The following is a 15448-nucleotide window of genomic DNA, read 5'->3' on the forward strand; positions in this document are numbered from 1 at the left end:
GCGGGGGAGTGGCGGGCCAGGATGGCCGACCAATATCCTGATCGACGGCTGTTGCCTGGCTGTGAGCCGGGAGTGCCGCCCGTGATCGACCACCCACCGCAAGGACCTTCATCGTGACCACTCACCGTCGTCTCCTCCCACTCGCGCTCGCCTCCCTCGCCGCGGCCCTCACGCTCTCCGGCTGCAGTGTCGTCGAGGGCATCCTCTCGAAGCCGGCCGAGACCCGTGACGCCCAGTCCGGAGAGATCGTCGGCGGGGGCACCACCGACGTCTTCACGCTCTCCGTCGGCGACTGCCTGAACGACGAGTCGTCCTCGGAGGAGGTCTCCGAGGTGCCCACCGTGCCGTGCTCCGAACCCCACCAGTACGAGGTGTACGGCGAGGTCACGCTGACCGGCGACGAATGGCCGGGTGACGAGGCGGTCACGCAGCAGGCCGACGACGGCTGCTCCGCGCAGTTCCAGCCGTTCACCGGGATCGCCTACGAGGACTCCACGCTCGAGTTCAACTACTACACGCCGACGAAGGGCAGCTGGGAGGAGATGGACGACCGGCTCGTCACCTGCGTGATCTTCGACACCGCCGCGACCACGGGCTCGCTCGCCGGCGCCGCGCGCTGACGCGAGGACGACGAAGCGCCCGCCTCCCGATGCGGAGGCGGGCGCTTCGTCGTCCGTCGATGGTCAGGAGCTGCGGAGTCGCTCCTGCAGGCGGTCGCGGACGGCGACGAGGTCGGCACGCAGGGCGGAGACGGTCGCCTCGTCGAGGACACCCCCGCGTGCGACGTGATCGCGGAGCTCAGCGCGGACGGTCTGCCGGAACTCGTTGATCGACACGTCCGTCTCGTGCAGCGCCAGGCGGCCCTGCACCTTCTGGTCGGCGCTCTCCTCGGAGGCGGTCGTCCAGCTCGGCCCGGGCTTCGACGACTGCTTCGCCTCACGCGCCGCGGAGGCGAGATCGGCGCGGAGGCTCTTCATGGCCGCCGTCACCCCACTCCGGACCTCATCGGCGATCCGGCGCACGGAGTCGGTGAGCTGGTCCTCGATGCCGTCGAGTTCGCCGGCGCGTGCCGCGAGTTCCGCTCGGCCGGCCTCGGTGATCTCGTAGACGGTCTTCCGGCCGTCGCTCGTCTTGGTGACGAGGCCCTCCTCCTCGAGCTTCGCGAGGCGGGGGTAGATGGTGCCGGCGCTCGGACTGTAGGTGCCGCCGCTCCGATCCGTGAGTGCCTGGATGAGCTCGTATCCGTGCTTGGGCGACTCCTCGAGGAGGCTCAGCAGGTACAGGCGCAGACTGCCGTGCGCGAAGACGGGGCTCATGCTCCGGCCTCGCTCCCGGTCGTCGCGGTGGCGGGCTCGGCCGTCGCACGACGGAGCACGGTGACCGCACCGCCGACGGTGTTGAGGCGCACCTCGGCGAACTGGCCGGACAGGGCGCCGGTGTGCGAGTTGTAGCCGCCGCCGCGCAGTCCCTTGAGGACGACGCCGTCGATGGCGAGGCGGCCGCCGACGGAGTTCGCCGTGTAGCGAGCGGCGAGGTCGTCGTCGAGGCGGACCGTGATCGCGCCGCTCACGGTGTTCAGGTCGAGCTGCTCCGCGGCGCCGTGGATGTCGAGGAGGAGGTCGGAGGACACGCCGTCGACGGACGCCCTGGTGATGTCGCCCGAGACGGTGACGTCCCCGGACACGGTGTGGGCATTGATCCGGCCGGTGTGGTGCTGGACGGTGACCTCACCGCTCACCGAGTTGAGGTCGAGGCGTCCGGTCATGCGGTCGGCCACGAGGTCGCCCGAGACGGTGTTGAGCTTCACGTCGGCGGTGAGCCCCGAGACGAGGGCACCGGCGCTCACGACGCCGAGCGTGAGGGCGATGTCGCGCGGGACGAGCACGCTGACCTGGGCGGTGGCGCGGTTCGCACCGAAGTTCGAGAAGACCTCGAGGAAGTTGTCCCAGCGCAGCTGCGGGTGGTCGATCTCCGCGACGTCGCCGTCGATGGTGATCTTGAGGTCCTTGCCGGTGACGCCGCCGACCTCGATGCGTGCACCGGGCTCGTCGTGTCCGATGATGTCGACCTGGCCGCCGATGAGGCCGACCTTCAGCCGCCTCACGAGCTCGAGGTCGATGATGCGGCTCTCGCCGGGGGCGATGATCCACTTCTCCTGTGCCATGGTGCGCTTCCTTCCGATTGAACGCGATATATCGCGTTGAGCTGAAACTCACGATATATCGCGTTCCGTCGGGCGGCAACCCCGGGAACGTCAGGGATCACCCTGAGTCGACCCCGGGATCGGCTGCGCTCAGTACCAGCGCGAGATGTTCAGCTCGTCGGGTAGCGGGACGTTCTCCGGAGGCGGGGCGTCCTCGCCGGGAGCTGGCGCAGTGTCGAGGCAGCTGTCGCCTGACACGATGGGGGCGGTCGGCCGCCAGGGATCCGCGTCCTCGTCGTGGAAGGGCGCGTAGGCAACACGGTCGGTCAGCCGAAGGGACACGTGCGACTCGAACGCCGCGGTGAAGTCACCGAGCTCCTTCACGGCGAACACACGCGCCGCCCCGAGCTCACCGGAGCGATCGAAGGAGCACGAGACGGCGACGGGTGTCCACCCGGCGTCCCGAACGGTCTCGAGCAGCGAGCGGGCCTCCTCCAGGGTCGCACCCGGCACCACCGTCCCATCGTCGGCGAGCGGTGCCTCCCACTCGTCGGCGCGCGTCACGCTGCCGCGCTGCACCGTGACGTTGGCCGAGGTGTCAGGTGCGTGCGCCTCCTGCACGACGCCGCCCGCGAGCAGGGGATCCGAGGCGAGCCGCATGAGTCGAGCGTCGTCGACGTCGTTCGGGACCACCGCCGGGCGTCCGATGCCGCAACCGGAGCACAGGGCGGTGAGGACCACGATCGTGATGGCGGAACGCACCGATCGTCTGCGGGTGCTGCGCTGGGTCATGGCGTGGCTCCCGTCGTCGGCAGGTCGATGCCCACCACGCTAACCGACACCAGCGCGACCAGCCAGGGGTCAGACGCGCCGGTTGCGTCGGCGGGTGATCAGCATCGCCGCTCCGACGGCGAGCAGCATCGCCACGGGCAGGGCGATCGCGAGCGGGATGCCGAAGGGGACGTCGAGCAGCGCGGCGACGGCGAGGGCGATGGCGAACCCGAGGCCCACACCGGCGCCGGTCATCGCGCTCATCACGATCGGGTCGATGCGGGTGGGTCGAGCGGAGCGGGATGAGGAGGTCGTCTGCGAGGTCATGATCCGAGCTTAGGAAGTGGGCCGTCATCCGACATCCGTCGGCTGGCGGAGCGCTCCGGTGCAGCCGACTCCACCGAGCGGCGGAGGCGGGAGCCATGCCGCCTCATCGCCAGCGGTACTCGAGCTCCGGTCGCCCCGGGGTGCCGTACCGCGGTGAGCGCTCCACCGCGCCCGTCTCGGCGAGGTATTCGAGGTACCGTCGCGCCGTCACCCGCGAGAGCGAACCGGCGGTGGCCGCCTCACTGGCGGACAAGGGCTCGGTCGCCTGCCGCAGCAACTCGGACACCAGCCGGAGGGTGTCCTCCGACAGTCCCTTCGCCAGTTGCGGCCGCGACGACGGCGCTCGCAGGGTGGCGAGCGTGAGGTCGACCTCGTGCTGACTCGCGACGGCACCCTCGGCGGTCATCGTGCGACGGAAGGTCCGGTACGCCTCGAGCTTGTCGGCGAACGCCGGAAAGGCGAAGGGCTTGATGAGGTACTGGACGACCCCGGCCGACACCGCCGCCCGCACGATCCGCAGGTCGCGCGCCGCCGTGATCGCGATGACGTCGACGTCGATCCCCGCGGTCCGGATGCGCCGGCACAGTTCGAGACCGTGCGCGTCGGGCAGGTTGAGGTCCAGGAGGACGAGGTCGATGCGGTCGTCAGACGAACGCTGGGCGTCCGCGGCCCGCAGCAGGTGCATCGCGGTGGCCGCGTCCCCGGCGACACCGGCGAGGGTGAACCCGTCCACCCGGCGCAGGTAGGCGGCGTGGGCCTGCTGCGCGATGGGTTCGTCCTCGACCACCAGGACGCGGATCGACTCGCTCATGCCGTCGCCTCGTCCCGGACGCCGACGGCAGCCGGCAGGGTCACGACGAACGCCGAGGCCGGTTCGCGCACGACCTCGATGGTGCCACCGAGCCGGGTCACGGCCTGCCGGACGAGCGCCAGCCCGAACCCGCGACCGTACCGGCCGGGCTCCTTCGTCGACCACCCGCGCACGAAGGCGAGGTCGAGCGCTTCGGGATCGAGCCCGGGACCGCTGTCGGTCACCTGGATCACCAGTTCCGTCGCGTCCGTCCCGGCCGTCTGGTCCGTCGCGGACGGATCGGCCAACCCCTGCCCGAGGTAGACCTCCACCCAGGGGCGATCGCCGGACGCCGCGTCGATGGCGTTGTCGATGAGGTTCCCGAGGATCGTGACGACGACCGCCGGATCCACACGGACCCGTCCGAGTGCCGGGTCGCTCTCCAGGTGCAGCTCGACCCCCTGCTCGGCGGCCTGCGCCGTCTTCCCGAGCAGCAGGGCGGAGATCACCGGCTCCTGTTCGGCGGCGAGGACCCGGTCGGTCAGGCGCTGGCTGGCTCCGAGACCCTGGGCGGCGAGTTCGAGCGCCTCGTCGCGGCGATCCAGTTCGATGAGCGAGACGATCGTGTGCAGGCGGTTCGCGAACTCGTGCGTCTGTGAGCGGAGGGCGTCGCTCATGGTGCGCATCGACGCCAGCTCGCCGCTCAGGTGCTCGATCTCCGTGTGGTCGCGCAGCGTCATCACCCAGCCCCTCGGGTGCGGGCCGCCGGTGTCGTCCGGGCCGACGGCCGACTCCTGGTTCACCACGAGCACGTGGTCCTGTGTGAGGTGGATCTCGTCGACCGCCTGTCGTCCGCTGCCGAGGAGCTCGCGCAGGCCGGCGTCGATCGGCAACTCGTCCACCGGGACCGCACCGGGGGAGCGGTCGCCGAGCGGGAGCCCGAGGAGCTCGGCGGCCTGGTCGTTGACGAGCACCAGGCGCCGTTGACGGTCGACGAGGACGAGTCCCTCGCGGACCGAGTGGAGCACGGACTCGTAGTAGTCGAACATTCGCGCCAGGTCCTCCGGGCCGCGGGAACCGGTGACCCGCGACAGGTATCGGCGGAGCGTCCAGGAGGCGATGCCGCCCACGACGAGGACGAGCAGTGCCGTGCCGAGCAGCCACGGCACCCGCGTCTCGAAGGTCTCGGACACGTTGCTCACGGTGACCCCGGCGGCGACCAGTGCCACGACGGTGCCGTCACCGTCCCGGATGGGTGCCACGGCGCGCACCGAAGGGCCGAGGGTGCCCGTGTACGTCTCGGTGAAGGTGCGCCCCTCGAGTGCCGGGGCGATGGTGCCGATGAACGGCTTCCCGATCTGCTCGCGCTCGCGATGCGTGTAGCGGGTGCGGTCGGGAGCCATGATCGTGACGAAGTCGACCCCGGTGTCGCGCATGAGCGCCTCGGCGTAGGGCTGCAGGGTGTCCTGGGGGCGCCGGGTCGTGACCTGGGCGACGACGAACGGGTTGTCGGCGATGCCGTTCGCGACATCGAGGCACTTCGCGACGGCGCGTTCCTCGGTCTCGGTGCGGGCCTGGAACCAGAGCAGGACACCGGCGACGAGGGTCATGGCGACGACCGCGACCAGCTGCACGAGGAAGAGGCGTGAGGCGATGCTCATGGACCGACCGGCCATCGTGCCACCTCCGTCTGCTCCGTCGCGTCGACCCTCCCAGTATCGCGGGGTGTCGGCTCGGCCGCGGCCGTCTGCGGCGACCAGTACGACCACAAGCGGTCACTACGACCACAACCGGGGCGCGACGGCCGATCGGTCCCAGAGTGGGGCCACTCGACCACCCGCTGCCGCACTGACGCGACACCGACGAAACGGATCCGGAATGGCAATGACGCTCTCCTCCCTCAAACGGCTGGACAAGACCCACTACCTCTACATCGCGGTGATCCTCGCGGTGCTCGCCGGCATCGTCGTCGGCCTCACCGCCCCGGAGTTCGCGAAGGGGTTGAAGCCGGTCGGCGACGCGTTCGTCGCCCTCATCAAGATGATGATCGCCCCGGTCATCTTCTGCACCATCGTGATCGGCGTCGGCTCCATCGCCAAGGCCGCGACGGTCGGCAAGGTCGGCGGCCTCGCGATGCTCTACTTCATCGTCATGTCGACCTTCGCCCTCGCGATCGGCCTCGTCGTCGGCAACCTCATCCAGCCGGGTGCCGGTCTGAACCTCGCTGAGACGAGCTACCAGGTGGAGGGGGAGGCGAAGAGCACCACCGAGTTCATCCTCGGCATCATCCCCACCACGCTCGTGTCGTCGCTGACGGGCGGCAACATCCTCCAGGTGCTGTTCGTCGCCCTGCTCGTCGGGTTCGGCCTGCAGAAGATGGGCGCGACGGGCGAGCCGATCCTCCGCGGGATCAAGCTGATCCAGGCGCTCGTGTTCCGCGTGCTCGCGATGATCATGTGGATCGCGCCCATCGGGGCCTTCGGTGCGATCGCCGCGGTGACCGGGTCCGCCGGCGCCAGCGCGCTCGTCGGGCTCGCGACGCTCATGATCGCGTTCTACATCACGTGTGCGGTGTTCATCGTCGTCGTGCTCGGTGGCGTCCTGCGCCTCGCGACCGGGTTCAACATCTTCGCGCTCATGAAATACCTCGGCCGTGAGTACCTGCTCATCGTCGGTACCTCCTCCTCGGAGGCCGCCCTGCCACGGCTCATCGCGAAGATGGAGCACCTCGGCGTCTCGAAGCCCGTCGTCGGCATCACCGTCCCGACCGGCTACTCCTTCAACCTCGACGGCACCGCGATCTACCTGACGATGGCGTCGATCTTCATCGCCGACGTCATGGGGGTGCCGATGAACCTCGGCGAGCAGATCTCCCTGCTCGCGTTCATGATCATCGCGTCGAAGGGTGCGGCCGGCGTCACCGGTGCCGGGCTCGCGACCCTCGCCGGCGGCCTCCAGGCGAACCGTCCCGACCTCGTTGACGGCGTCGGCCTCATCGTCGGGATCGACCGCTTCATGTCGGAGGCACGCGCCCTCACGAACTTCACCGGCAACGCGGTCGCCACGATCATCATCGGCACCTGGGTGAAGGAGGTCGACCGTGCGCAGGTCGTCGAGGTGCTCGCCGGTCGGTCGCGGTTCGACGAGGCGACGATGAGCGTGGACGACCACACGGGTGCGGTGGCGGTGGCGAAGCGCTGATCGCGCCCGTCGACAGGCTCAGGGACCGGAGCACCGGACCCTGAGCCTGTCCGCGTCCCGGAGCCTGAGTTCGCTTCCCGGTCCCTGAGTTCGCCTCCGGCCCCTGAGGTCGCCTCCCGGTCCCTGAGCCTGAGTTCGCTTCCCGGTCCCTGAGTTCGCCTCCGGTCCCTGAGCCTGTCGAAGGGCTAGTTCGCCGGTGAGTCGACGATCGGCTTCGACGGCGGGGTGTCGCCCTCGAGTGTCGCCTCACCGGCTGCGGGGCGCGCGGTGCTCGGCGCGATCCGGAACAGCGGGATCGTGTAGCCGCAGATCGGCCCGATGAGGACGGCGAAGAGCACCGTTCCGATGCCGACGTTGCCGCCGAGGAGCCAGCCGACGCCGAGGACCACCACCTCGACGCCCGTGCGCCCGACCCAGATGGGCCAGCCGGTCACCCGGTGGATGCCGGTCATGAGGCCGTCGCGCGGGCCGGGGCCGAAGTTGCCGCCGATGTACAGCCCGGAGGCGACGCCGAGCAGCAGGAGTCCACCGGCGAAGAGGAGGATGCGTGCCCACAGGTCGAGGTCGGCGGGGATGAGGGCCAGCCCGATGTCGGCCGAAGGCCCGACGAGGAGGACGTTGAGGACGGTGCCGACACCGGGGCGCTGCTTCAGCGGGATCCAGGCGAGGAGCACGACACCGCCGACGATGATCGTGATGAGCCCGAAGGTCAGGCCGGTGCGCAGGTTGAGCCCCTGGGTGAGGACGTCCCAGGGGGCCACGCCGACGGCTCCGCGCACGATCATGGCGATGGCGATGCCGTACAGGAAGAGGCCGATGAGGAGTTGGAGCACACGACGGGTCATGGTGGACAATCCAATTCCACGATTGGCTTTGGCGCTAGAGGCCAATCTGGCTATCGTGGTTCAATGGCCTCCATCACCCTGAGCGCACGCTCACTCGCCGCCCTGCTCGGGCAGTGGAAGAGCGCTGCGCCCGCATACCGCGGTCTCGCGGACCGCATCCGCCTCCTCGTCCTCGACGGCCGCATCCCCGTCGGCACCCGGCTTCCCGCCGAGCGCGAGTTGGCCGAGCGGCTCGGGTTGAGCCGTACCACGGTGACCGCCGCCTATCGGGAGCTGCGGGAAGCGGGGTATCTCCGCAGCATCCGCGGCTCGGGCAGTGTCACCCTCCTGCCGTCCGCGCCGGTCTCGCTGGCCCCCGTGCCGCAGGGCGGGTTCCTCGACTTCAGCAAGGCCGCCGTCCCGCCGTGCCCGGAGATCATCGACGCGGTCCAGGCCGCCGCCGCCGACCTCCCGCGCTACATGCACGACTTCGACTACGACCTCGTCGGCATGCCGGAGCTCCGGCAGGCGATCGCCGACCGCTACACGGCTCGCGGCCTGCCCACCGACCCCGACGAGATCATGGTGACCGTCGGCGCGCAGCACGCCATCGCCCTCATCGCCCGCACCCTGCTGAGTCGCGGCGACCGCGTCCTCGTCGAGATGCCGAGCTACCCGCACGCCTACGAGGCGCTCCGGGCGGCAGGAGCCCGGCTCGGTGCGGCCACGGTCTCGTCGGAGACCGGCTGGGACGTCCGCGAACTCGAGCAGTGGTTCGAGCGCACCAGCCCGGCCATGGCCTACCTCATGCCCGACTTCCACAACCCCACCGGCGCTTCGATGCCGCTCGAGACCCGTCGACGCGTCGCGGCGGCTGCCCAGCGCCACGGGACGGTGCTCGTCATCGACGAGACCACGGCCGAACTCGACATCGACCGGCCCACGGACGAGGGGCTCGACGGCACCCCGTTCGCCGCGCTCGCGGGTGCGCCGGCGTCGATCGTCACGATCGGGTCCGTCGGCAAGACGATCTGGGGCGGCCTGCGCATCGGGTGGATCCGGGCTGAGCGGGGCACGATCAGGAAGCTCGTCTCGGCGCGGTCGCTGGGTGACCTCGGCACGCCGATCCTCGACCAGCTGACGGTCCAGCAGTTGCTGCCGGCGATGGACGGCATCGTCGCGCGACGTGGCCAGGCACTCGGCGAGACCCGCGATCGTCTCGTCGACCTGCTGGCCGAACGACTGCCGGACTGGACGGTACCGCGCGTCGACGGCGGCATCGCCACGTGGGTGAACCTCGGTGAGGCGGCGTCTTCGCAGCTCTCGCTCGCGGCTCGCGGTCACGGGCTCGTCATCGTCGCGGGACCACGGTTCGGCATCGACGGTGCGTTCGAGCGCTATCTGCGCATCCCGATCAGCTATCCGTGGGCGCAGACCGAGCAGGCGGTCGAGCTGTTGACCGAGACGTGGAACTCGGCCATGTTCGGCCACGTCCCCGCTCTGGACTACCTCGAAGACGTGGTCTGACCCGTCGTCGAGAGCACGAGATCGCTCCCCAGGACACGCGGACGCCCCCCGTGTCCACCGCCTGTGCGAGACCGCGGTCGAAGCGTTCTGCGGTGACATACTTGCAGAGTCGGCACCTCTCGCATCAACCGAAAGCGGCTCCGTGCATCTGCTCTCCGTCCTCAGCATGAAGAACCGCGCGTTGATCGCGCTCGTCACCATCGTGGCCGCCGTGTTCGGCGTCCTCGCAGTGAGCGGTCTCAAACAGGAACTCATCCCATCGGTCCAGTTCCCGCAGCTCGCGATCATCACGAGCTACCCGGGTGCTGCGCCCGAGGTCGTCAACGACGACGTCTCGACGCCGATCGAGACGGCGATCCAGGGGGTGCCCGGCATCGAGTCGACCTCGGCGACGTCGAGCACGAACACGAGCCTCATCTCCGCGACCTTCACCTACGGAACGGATCTCGCCACCGCCGAACAGAAGATCACGCAGGCGATCAACCGCATCAAGTCGACCCTGCCCGACACGGTCGATCCGCAGGTGGTCAGTGGCAGCATCGACGACCTCCCGGTGATCCAGATCGCCGTCTCCGGCGCGGCCGACCAGGACGGTCTGGCCGAGGTGCTGTCGAGCTCGGTCGTCCCCGACCTGAAGGACGTGGAGGGTGTGCGCGACGCCGCGATCGTCGGCGAGGTGGGCAAGCGGGTGACGATCACCCCCGACGACGCGAAGTTGGCCCTCGCCGGGCAGACGAGCCGGGTCATCGGCACTACGCTGCAGCAGAACGGCTCCCTCCAGCCCGCGGGCGACATCACGGAGGACGACAAGACCTTCTCCGTGCAGACGGGCACGAAGCTCACCTCCGTCGACGACATCGCCGCCCTGCCCATCACGGGCTCGTTCGCCGCCGACGGTTCCGTGCTCACCATCGGCGACGTCGCGACCGTCGCGCTGACGGACGACCCGATCACCTCGATCTCTCGGGTCGACGGCGAGCCGGCACTGACGATCGCCGTCACGAAACTGCCCGCCGCGAACACCGTCGAGGTCTCGCAGGGCGTGCGCGACATCCTGCCCGAACTCGAACGGACCATCGGCACCGACGCGAAACTCACCGTCGTGTTCGACCAGGCCCCCTACATCGAGCAGTCGATCGAAGCGCTCACGACGGAAGGCCTCCTCGGTCTCGTCTTCGCCGTGCTGATCATCCTCGTCTTCCTCCTCGACGTCCGGGCCACGATCGTGACCGCGATCTCCATCCCGACCTCGGTGCTCATCACCTTCATCGGGCTCCAGGTCGCCGAGTACTCCCTCAACATCCTCACCCTCGGTGCACTGACGATCGCGATCGGGCGCGTGGTCGACGACTCCATCGTCGTGATCGAGAACATCAAGCGGCACCTCTCGTTCGGAGACAACCGCACCGGGCCGCAGCGCGTCGCGTCGATCCTGAGCGCCGTGCAGGAGGTGGCCGGCGCGATCACCGCCTCGACCGTCACCACCGTGGCCGTGTTCCTTCCGATCGCGTTCGTCGGCGACGTGACCGGCGAGCTGTTCCGGCCATTCGCCCTCACGGTGACGATCGCCCTGCTCGCATCGTTGCTCGTCGCACTGACCATCGTGCCGGTGCTCGCGTACTGGTTCCTCCGCGCCCCGAAGGCCAAGCGGGCGGCCGCGGCCGCCGCGGAGGAGGAGGCACCGGCGGTATCGGCCGGGTCCGTCCGGAGCCGACGCGAGCGCCGCGTCAGCGTGCAGGACGAGGACGACCTGGAGACGCCCTCGCGGCTCCAGAAGGGCTACCTGCCGATCATCCACTGGACGCTCAAGCACTCGGTCACCACACTGGTGCTCTCAGCGGTGGTCCTCCTCGGTACCTCCGCGCTCATCCCCTTCATGAAGACGAACTTCCTGGGAGACTCGGGCCAGAACACGCTGACCGTCACCCAGACCCTGCCGGTGGGCACGAGTCTCGACGCCCAGGACGCCGCGGCTGAGCAGGTCGAGACCAAGCTGCGCGACATCGACGGCATCGACACCGTCCAGCTGTCGATCGGATCGAGCGGCAGCTCGGTGCGCGACGCATTCTCGGGCGGTGGCGGCGGGGCCATCACCTACTCCATCACGACGTCCGAGGGCGCCGACCAGACGGCGCTGCAGAAGACGGTCCGCAAGGACTTGGCCGGTCTCGACGACGTCGGCGAGATCGAGGTCGCGGCCTCGGCGGGCTTCGGCGGCTCAAGCGACATCGAGATCGACATCACCTCCGCCCGGCAGAGCGACCTGGCCGAGGCCGCCGACGCGATCCAGGACGCGGTCACCGGGCTCGACGGCGTCGACCAGGTCACGAGCAACCTGAGCGAGTCGCGACCCTTCGTCCAGGTGGCGGTCGACCGCGACGCCGCTGCCGCCGCCGGGTACAGCGAGGTCGCCCTCGGCGCCTACATCTCCCAGCTCATGCAGCCGACGACCGTGGGTTCCATCGTCATCGACGACACCACTCTCACCATCTACCTCGACGCACAGGACCCGCCGACGACCGTCGACGCGCTCGCCGCCACGCAGGTGCCCACGGCCACCGGTCCACGCCGCCTCGACGCCCTCGCCACAGTCTCCCAGGTCGACGGCCCGTCGAGCATCTCGACCGTGAAGGGGCTGCGTTCGGCGACCGTCAGCGCGACGCCGTCGAGCGACAACCTCGGCACGGCGAGCGCCGAAGTCCAGAACGCCATCGACGACGTCAAGCTGCCGGCTGGCACCACAGCCACCCTCGGCGGTGTCACGGCCTCGCAGAGCGACGCGTTCGGCCAGCTCGGCCTGGCGCTCCTGGCCGCCATCCTGATCGTGTACGTGGTCATGGTGGCGACGTTCCGCTCGCTGCGTCAGCCGCTCGAGCTGCTCGTGTCGGTCCCGTTCGCCGCGACGGGCGCGATCGGACTCCAGATCATCACCGGCATCCCGCTGGGCGTCCCCTCGATCATCGGCGTGCTGATGCTCATCGGCATCGTCGTGACCAACGCGATCGTGCTCGTGGACCTCGTGAACCAGTACCGTCGCCGGGGCATGACCGTCGCTGCGGCGGTCGAGCACGGCGCCGCCCGCAGACTGCGTCCGATCCTCATGACGGCACTCGCGACGATCTTCGCGCTCACGCCGATGGCCATGGGGCTCACCGGTCACGGCGGGTTCATCTCCCAGCCGCTCGCGATCGTCGTCATCGGTGGTCTCGTCTCCTCGACGGTGCTGACCCTCGTCGTGTTGCCGTCGCTCTACAACCTCGTCGAGGGCTTCCGCGAGCGTCGTGAGCTCCGCCGCGCAGCGGCAGAGAAGCCTCGGGCGCGTTCCGTGGCCGCGATCGAAGGCCCGCGGGCGACGGCGCCGGTCGAGGAGCCCGCGTTCGTCGGCGCCGGTGTCGGCAGCGTCGATGCAGCAGAGCGCCCGGCCACGACGGAGACCGGATCGAGCGAATCGACCGTGTCGACGGTCACGACCGGTCCGACCGAGGTGACGGCGCCGACCGATGTGACGGCGCCGACCGACACTGCCGGGACGACCGAGACGGTCGAAACGGCCAGGCCGGGCACAGGCACCGAATCGATCGACGAGGGCGCGACCGCGGACGCGGGCGAGCCGACGGCATCCACGGCCCACGAGGTGCACGGAGCACACGTCGCTACCGGCGACGAGCTCCCACGGACCGAAGCGATCACCCTGCCGGGCGCCATCACCCTGCCGGGCGCCATCACCGAGGCGACAGCGGCCGAGGCGCCTCACCACGGAGAACACGTCGCCGACGGTGCGCCGACGGACGCCGCACCCATCGCGGACACAGGGTCGACCACCCAGGTGGATCGGCCCGCTGACGTAGAGCCGTCGACGGACGCTGAGCCGTCGAGGGACGCTGAGCCGTCTGTGGACGCTGCGCCGTCGACGGACGCTGAGCCGTCGGTGGACGCTGCGCCGTCGACGGACGCTGAGGCGCTGACGGATCCGGAGGCGACCGCTGCGGGGCAGCCGACGACCGAAGCGGCACCGATCGCCGACGAGCAGGCGTCTGAGGCGCCCTCCACGGATGCTCCGTCCGCAGACGAGCCGTCGGCCACGGACGCCCCGTCTCCCGACGCGCCGTCGTCCGACGGACCGCAGCGGCCCAAGCGCCGTCGCGCCCAGTGGCCGTGAAGCCAACCGGCGTGAGCGCCCTGCGCTGAGCTCTCCCGGCTCAGTGCAGGGGGCCCACCGCCTCCGTCGCCGCTGTAACGACGGATCCGGCCTGCACCAGGGCGACGACAGCTTCGATCTCGGGTGACAGGAAGCGGTCGGGTCCTGCACCCGCGACGTCCGCCCGGACCCGCCGGACCACAGCGCCGGTACCGGTGCCCGGACGGAGCGGCGCCCGCAACTCGAGACCCCGTGCAGCGGTCATGACCTCGATCGCGAGCACACGGCCCAAGCCGTCGATCGCCCGACGCAGCTTCCGCGCCGCAGCCCACCCCATCGACACGTGGTCCTCCTGCATGGCGGACGACGGAATCGAGTCCACGGATGCTGGATGCGCCAGACGTTTCAGCTCGCTCACGATGCCCGCCGCTGTGTACTGCGCGATCATCAGACCGGAGTCGACCCCGACCTCGTGCGCCAGGAACGGCGGCAAGCCGTTGCTGCGCGAACGGTCGAGGAACCGGTCCGTGCGGCGCTCCGACATGGAGGCGACGTCGGCTACGACGATCGCCAGGAAGTCCAGCACGTAGGCGACCGGCGCGCCATGGAAGTTCCCGTTCGACTCGACCCGCCCGTCCACCGTCAGCACCGGATTGTCGACGGCGCTCGCGAGCTCACGCCCGGCGATCAGCTCCGCATGGGCGACCGTGTCGCGCGCGGCACCGTGCACCTGCGGGGCACAACGCAGCGAGTACGCGTCCTGCACCCGGGTGCATTCCGGGCCGCGGTGACTGGCTACGATCGGCGAGCCGTCGAGCATCAGGCGCAGGTTCGCGGCGCTGTCGGCCTGACCCGCCTGCGGGCGCAGCGCCTGGAGGTCGGCGGCGAACACCGCGTCCGTGCCGAGCAGGCCCTCGACGCTCATCGCCGCGGCCACATCGGCGGTCTGCAACAGCATCCTGAGGTCGTGCACGGCCAAGGCCAGCATGCCGAGCATGCCGTCGGTGCCGTTGATGAGCGCCAGCCCCTCCTTCTCGGCGAGCCGCACCGGCGTGAGCCCCGCGTCGGCCAACGCCTCCCCGGCCGGACGGTGCGCCCCGGCGGCGTCGACGACCTCACCCTCGCCCATCAGTGCGAGGGCGGCGTGCGCGAGGGGCGCGAGGTCACCGGAGCATCCGAGCGACCCGTACTCGCGGACCACCGGGGTGATGCCGGCGTTCAGCATCGCCGCGTACGCGCGGACGGTGTCGACGCGGACGCCCGTCCGACCCGTCATGAGGGTGGAGAGCCGCAGCGTCATCAGCGAACGCACGACCTCCGCTTCGACGGGTTCGCCGCTGCCCGCCGCATGCGAACGGACGAGGCTGGCCTGCAACTGCGCCCGGCGGTCGGGGTCGATGAACGTGGTCGCGAGTGCGCCGAAGCCGGTGGAGATGCCGTAGTGGGGCTCCGGATCGGATGCCAAAGCCTCGACGATCCGACGGGATGCCGCGACGCCATCGAGTGCCGCTTCGTCGAGGTCGATCACGGCGCCGTGCCGCGCGATCGCGACGACGTCGTCGATCGACAACGGCCCTGCGCCGAGGAGGACGGGCCGGTCGCGCCCCTCCAGCCGAACCCCGCCGGGTGCCGTCGAACCGTCGGGTGCCGTCGAACCGTCGGGTGTCTCCGTCGTGCCTGGGTGCATGTCCATCCTCCGATGCAACACCCGTGGGCCTGGTGGGGCG

At 70.1% G+C, this 15448-nt stretch carries 12 protein-coding genes; 4 read left to right on the top strand and 8 right to left on the bottom strand.

The features are described 5' to 3' along the window. Positions 1-113 precede the first annotated feature (113 nt). Complete coding sequence (locus ITJ57_RS19295; protein ID WP_370582201.1) at positions 114-620, top strand: septum formation family protein; 507 nt, start codon at positions 114-116, stop codon at positions 618-620. A gap of 63 nt (positions 621-683) precedes the next feature. Here the strand turns inward: ITJ57_RS19295 and ITJ57_RS05030 are convergent, their stop codons facing one another. From ITJ57_RS05030 to ITJ57_RS05055, 6 genes are all read right to left on the bottom strand, one after another. Beyond that, positions 684-1316, bottom strand: a complete 633-nt coding sequence (locus tag ITJ57_RS05030; protein WP_194669124.1) for a PadR family transcriptional regulator — start codon at positions 1314-1316, stop codon at positions 684-686. Then, positions 1313-2164 (bottom strand): DUF4097 family beta strand repeat-containing protein, encoded by an 852-nt coding sequence (locus tag ITJ57_RS05035; protein WP_194669125.1) that lies wholly within the window; start codon positions 2162-2164, stop codon positions 1313-1315. Before ITJ57_RS05035 ends, ITJ57_RS05030 begins: the two co-directional genes overlap by 4 nt. Positions 2165-2293: 129 nt before the next feature. After that, positions 2294-2935 carry a hypothetical protein gene (locus tag ITJ57_RS05040; protein WP_194669126.1) on the bottom strand — a complete coding sequence of 214 codons (642 nt, stop codon included), beginning with the start codon at positions 2933-2935 and terminating at the stop codon, positions 2294-2296. 69 nt (positions 2936-3004) lie between these two features. Next, on the bottom strand, positions 3005-3241 hold the full coding sequence (locus ITJ57_RS05045) for a hypothetical protein (protein WP_194669127.1): 237 nt from the start codon (positions 3239-3241) through the stop codon (positions 3005-3007). A 103-nt stretch (positions 3242-3344) separates the two neighbouring features. Next, complete coding sequence (locus ITJ57_RS05050; RefSeq protein ID WP_194669128.1) at positions 3345-4052, bottom strand: response regulator; 708 nt, start codon at positions 4050-4052, stop codon at positions 3345-3347. Beyond that, complete coding sequence (locus ITJ57_RS05055; RefSeq protein ID WP_228506497.1) at positions 4049-5692, bottom strand: sensor histidine kinase; 1644 nt, start codon at positions 5690-5692, stop codon at positions 4049-4051. Before ITJ57_RS05055 ends, ITJ57_RS05050 begins: the two co-directional genes overlap by 4 nt. 217 nt (positions 5693-5909) lie before the next feature. On the opposite strand from ITJ57_RS05055, the gene ITJ57_RS05060 reads away from it, so the two are divergent. After that, complete coding sequence (locus ITJ57_RS05060; RefSeq protein ID WP_194669130.1) at positions 5910-7232, top strand: cation:dicarboxylate symporter family transporter; 1323 nt, start codon at positions 5910-5912, stop codon at positions 7230-7232. Positions 7233-7417: 185 nt separating this feature from the next. Here ITJ57_RS05060 and ITJ57_RS05065 read toward each other — a convergent pair whose 3' ends face one another. After that, the gene (locus ITJ57_RS05065; protein ID WP_194669131.1) at positions 7418-8077 is read right to left on the bottom strand and encodes a YitT family protein; all 660 of its coding nucleotides are present in this window, start codon (positions 8075-8077) and stop codon (positions 7418-7420) included. Positions 8078-8140: 63 nt separating this feature from the next. On the opposite strand from ITJ57_RS05065, the gene ITJ57_RS05070 reads away from it, so the two are divergent. Together ITJ57_RS05070 and ITJ57_RS05075 are read left to right on the top strand one after the other, a co-directional pair. Next, positions 8141-9583: a PLP-dependent aminotransferase family protein gene (locus ITJ57_RS05070; protein WP_194669132.1), complete on the top strand. Its 1443-nt coding sequence runs from the start codon at positions 8141-8143 to the stop codon at positions 9581-9583. A gap of 142 nt (positions 9584-9725) precedes the next feature. Further along, the gene (locus ITJ57_RS05075; protein WP_194669133.1) at positions 9726-13742 is read left to right on the top strand and encodes an efflux RND transporter permease subunit; all 4017 of its coding nucleotides are present in this window, start codon (positions 9726-9728) and stop codon (positions 13740-13742) included. 40 nt (positions 13743-13782) lie between these two features. Here ITJ57_RS05075 and hutH read toward each other — a convergent pair whose 3' ends face one another. Next, positions 13783-15408: a histidine ammonia-lyase gene (gene hutH, locus ITJ57_RS05080; RefSeq protein ID WP_194670309.1), complete on the bottom strand. Its 1626-nt coding sequence runs from the start codon at positions 15406-15408 to the stop codon at positions 13783-13785. Between the last annotated feature and the right edge of the window lie 40 nt (positions 15409-15448).

It is taken from the genome of Plantibacter sp. VKM Ac-2880, assembly GCF_015351235.1.
Taxonomy (GTDB): Bacteria; Actinomycetota; Actinomycetes; order Actinomycetales; family Microbacteriaceae; genus Plantibacter.